Genomic DNA, 3734 nt, shown 5'->3' with positions numbered 1-3734 from the left:
GGCCCGCCACCCAGGCCGCGGTGCCGGCGGCGGCCGCCACCAGCAGCGCCTCGCCGGCCAGCACGGCCTGCAGCCGCCGCGGCCCGGCGCCCAGCGCCGACAGCAGGGCGAACTCCCGCCGCCGCTGCGCCGCCGAGTAGGCGAACGTGGAGGCGACGACGAACACCGAGGTGAACGCGGTGAGCAGCGCGGCCGAGGCGAGCAGGTTCGCCACCCCGCCGAACGAGCCGGAGCGGCCCGCAGCGGCCAGCGCCGTGCCGAGCGCGGCGATCGCGGCCACCGCGACCGCGATCAGCACGAACGTGCCGAGGAAGGAGCTCCACCGCTCGCGCAGCGTGTGCAGGGACAGCGCCAGGTGCAGTCCGAGCCGGCTCATCGGGCGGGCTCCGGAGCCGGCTCGAGCGCCGTCAGCCGCGCGGCGACCGCGTCGGCCGACGGCGCCTCCAGGGTTCCCGCGGTGCGGCCGTCGCGCAGGAACAGCACCCGGTCGGCGTAGGCGGCGGCGACCGGGTCGTGCGTGACCATGACGACCGTGTGCGGCCGGGCTCCGTGTCCGCCGGCGTGGTCCCGCAGCAGGCCGAGGACGGTGTGCGAGGCCGTGCTGTCCAGCGCGCCGGTGGGCTCGTCGGCGAAGAGCACGTCCGGTTCGGTGATCAGCGCCCGGGCCACGGCGACCCGCTGCTGCTGGCCGCCGGAGAGCTGCGCCGGGCGGTGCCGCTCCCGGCCCGAAAGGCCCACCCGCGCCAGCGCGGCGCGCACCCGCTCCCGGGAGGGGCGCCGGCCGGCCAGCCGCAGCGGAAGCCCCGCGTTCTGCTCCGCGGTCAGCGCGGACACCAGGTTGAACTGCTGGAAGACGAAGCCGATCCGGTCGCGGCGCAGCGCGGTCAGCCGCGCCGCGGAGAGTGCGCCGAGGTCGCAGCCCGCGGTCACCACTTGCCCCGCGGACGGGCGCTCCAGTCCCGCCGCGCAGTGCAGCAGCGTCGACTTGCCCGAGCCCGACGGGCCCATCACCGCGGTGAAGGACCCGGGCGCGAAGGCGGCGCCCACCCCGTCCAGGGCCCTGACCCGCCGCTCGCCGGACCCGTAGACCCGGGTCAGTCCGTGCAGTTCCACTGCAGCTCCGTGCATCATGCACCGATGGCACCATGCTGCGCGGCCGGCGGCACTGGGGTGCGGCGGAGGCTCCGGGTGGGGCGCGCCCTACCTTCCGGCCCGCACCTCCGCCGGCGCGGGCCGGCCCGCCACGCGGCGCTGCAGCGGAGCACCCGCGGGCCGCCCCGCCGGATCCCCCTGTCCCGGGGCCCGAATGTGGCGGACCGCACGGGCGCCGCGTCGGGTTAGTCTTGCGGGGTGTTCGGACGAATGGCGGAGAGCGTCCGCCGGCTGCTGGGCAAGCCCGGCGCGGTGGACGTCAGGCCCTATACCAAGCTGCTGGAGCCGATCGAGGCGCGCGAGGACGACCTGCGCGAGCTCACTGACGCGGAGCTGACCGAGCGGGCGGCCGACCTCGGCAACGCCGAGCTGCCCTATGAGCGCGACGACCTCGTCGAGCTGTGCGCCCTCGGCCGGGAGGCGGCCCGCCGCGCCCTGGGCGAGCGCCCGTTCGACGTGCAGCTCGTCGGCGTCATGGCACTGCTCGACGGCCACATCGCCGAAATGGCCACCGGCGAGGGCAAGACGCTCACCGGCGCGCTCGCCGCCGCCGGGTTCGCACTGCGCGGCAAGCGCGTGCACGTGCTCAGCGTCAACGACTACCTCGCCCACCGCGACGCCGAGTGGATGCGCCCGCTGTACGAACTGCTCGGCGTCGTCCCGGCCTCGATCGCGGAGTCCTCGACCGCCGACGAACGGCGCACCGCCTACACCGCCGAGGTCGTGCACGCCTCGGTCAGCGAAGTCGGCTTCGACGTGCTGCGCGACCGGATGGTCACCGACGCCGCCGACCGCGTCCTGCCGCAGCCCGAGGTCGCGATCGTCGACGAGGCCGACTCGGTCCTGGTCGACGAGGCCCGGGTGCCGCTGGTGCTGGCCGGCGCCGCCGAGGCGACCGACGCCGACGTCGAAATGGCCGGGCTCGCCGCCGCCCTCACGCCGCTCACCCACTACGAGGTCGACGACGAGGGCCGCAACGTCCAGCTCACCGAGGAGGGCATCGACGAGGCCGAGCGCCGCCTGGGTGTCGACCTCTACGACGAGGAGGAGACCTCGGTCCTGCCGCGGGTCAACCTCGCGCTGCACGCGCACGCGCTGCTCAAGCGGGACGTGCACTACGTCGTCCGGGACGGCCAGGTGCGGCTCATCAACGAGTCCCGCGGCCGCATCGCGCTGCTGCAGCGCTGGCCGGACGGCCTCCAGGCCGCCGTCGAGGCGAAGGAGGGCGTCGCCGCGTCCGAAACCGGCGAGGTCCTCGACCAGATCACCATGCAGGCACTGGTCCTGCGCTACCCGACGCTGGCCGGCATGACCGGCACCGCGATGGCCGTCGCCGAGCAGCTGCGCGAGTTCTACGAGCTCGAGGTCGCGCAGATCCCGCAGAACAAGCCGAACATCCGCACCGACGAGCCGGACCGCCTCTACGCCACGCGCGAGGAGAAGGAGGACGCGGTCGTCGCGGAGATCGCCGAGGTGCACGCCGAAGGCCGGCCGATCCTGGTCGGCACCCAGGACGTCGCCGAGTCCGAGCGGCTCGCCAAGCGGCTCGAGGGCGAGGGGCTGTCCTGCACGGTCCTCAACGCCAAGAACGACGCTGACGAGGCCGCCGTCATCGCCGAGGCCGGCACCTACGGCGCGATCACCGTCTCCACCCAGATGGCCGGGCGCGGCACCGACATCCGGCTCGGCGGCAGCAGCATGGACGACCGGGACCGCGTCGTCGAGACCGGCGGCCTCTACGTGCTCGGCTACGGCCGCTACCCCAGCAGCCGCCTCGACGACCAGCTGCGCGGCCGCGCCGGCCGGCAGGGCGACCCCGGCCGGTCGGTGTTCTACGTCAGCCTCGACGACGACCTGGTCACCACGGCCGCCGTCGACACCTCCGGCTACAGCGCCGACGGCGAAGGGCGCATCACCGAGTCCACCTGGCTCTCGGCGATCGACCACGCGCAGCGCGTCGCGGAGGGCCAGCTGCTCGAGGTGCACCGCAACACCTGGCGCTACAACAAGCTCATCGACGTGCAGCGCGGCGTCGTCCTGGAGCACCGGGAAGCGGTGCTCACCGAGAACCTCGGCGACAAGCAGCTCGCGCTCGATGTGCCGCAGCACCACGCCGACCTCGCCACCGACGTGGAGGAGGGCGGCGGCGACGGCGCCGCCGAGGTGGCGCGCGCCGCGCGGCTCATCACGCTCTACCACCTCGACCGCGGCTGGACCGACCACAACGCGTTCCTCGCCGAACTGCGGGAGGGCATCCACCTGCGGTTCCTCGGCCGCCGCGACCCGCTGGACGAGTTCAACCGGGACGCCGTGCCCGCGTTCAAGGGCTTCCTGGACACCGCCCGGTCGCGCGCCGCGGAGATGTTCGCCGACGCCACCGCGGCCGACGGCGAGATCGACGTGTCCAAGGCCGGCGTCAAGCGCCCTTCGATGACCTGGACGTACATGGTCCACGACCACCCGTTCTCCTCCGAGCTGGAGAACGCGGGCCGCAACATCAAGGCGCTCTTCGCCCGGGAGAAGTAGCCGGGCGGCCCGCCCGGGCTCGAGCCGGCCGGCGCGCGGCCGGGGGCGCCGGCGGC

Annotated in this window: 3 protein-coding genes; 1 reads left to right on the top strand and 2 read right to left on the bottom strand. The window is 74.7% G+C overall.

Translation table 11 applies throughout. The features are described from left to right. Window positions 1-376 (bottom strand): FtsX-like permease family protein (locus ACYVGT_RS28025; RefSeq protein WP_460863850.1); only part of this gene is annotated, 376 nt, incomplete at its 3' end. Continuing rightward, window positions 373-1131, bottom strand: a complete 759-nt coding sequence (locus tag ACYVGT_RS28020) for an ABC transporter ATP-binding protein (protein WP_460863849.1) — start codon at window positions 1129-1131, stop codon at window positions 373-375. The genes ACYVGT_RS28025 and ACYVGT_RS28020, both read right to left, overlap by 4 nt. 231 nt (window positions 1132-1362) lie before the next feature. On the opposite strand from ACYVGT_RS28020, the gene secA2 reads away from it, so the two are divergent. Further along, window positions 1363-3678 carry an accessory Sec system translocase SecA2 gene (gene secA2 / locus ACYVGT_RS28015; protein WP_460863851.1) on the top strand — a complete coding sequence of 772 codons (2316 nt, stop codon included), beginning with the start codon at window positions 1363-1365 and terminating at the stop codon, window positions 3676-3678. The last annotated feature ends 56 nt before the right edge of the window (window positions 3679-3734 follow it).

The sequence above is a fragment of the Nocardiopsis coralliicola genome (assembly GCF_054779695.1).
Note: the sequence above shows the minus strand (reverse complement) of the source record. Positions and strands in the feature narration are given on the sequence as shown.

Bases quoted from the DNA above. Each gene is read 5' to 3' on its own strand.
- secA2 (WP_460863851.1), top strand. From the start codon at position 1,363: ATGGCGGAGAGCGTCCGCCGGCTGCTGGGCAAGCCCGGCGCGGTGGAC.
- ACYVGT_RS28020 (WP_460863849.1), bottom strand. From the start codon at position 1,131: ATGATGCACGGAGCTGCAGTGGAACTGCACGGACTGACCCGGGTCTAC.